We start from the raw sequence: 335 nt of genomic DNA, 5'->3' as shown, positions 1-335 counted from the left end.
TTTCAAAATTTGTTTTTATAAACCATATATGTAATTTGATTCCATTTTCTTCTTCTTTTATATATTCAAAATCTTTTATTGTATCTGAGTATATTATTAACCATCCCTCTTTTAGTCCTTTTCTTTTTATGTATTCTTTTAATTGATTTTTTGCTATTTCATATTCGTATTTTATTATATTAGCTTTTATTTCTATTAAATATTCTTTGTTGTTATGCATTACCATTAAATCTATCCTTCCTCCACCTACTTGTGTTTCTGGATATACTTTTCCTCCTAATAATTCTATGTATGCGCTTAAGAATTGATCAAGATTGTATTGATATACTCCTTCG

At 24.5% G+C, this 335-nt stretch carries 1 protein-coding gene; it reads right to left on the bottom strand.

The window, feature by feature from the left end:
- Positions 1-335: PD-(D/E)XK nuclease domain-containing protein (locus ACYQ44_RS10495; RefSeq protein ID WP_459997243.1), on the bottom strand; the 335-nt coding region annotated here is incomplete at both ends.

The sequence above is a fragment of the Marinitoga arctica genome (genome assembly GCF_054657315.1).
The sequence above is the reverse complement of the archived record's forward strand: the minus strand, read 5'-3'. Positions and strand labels throughout refer to the sequence as shown.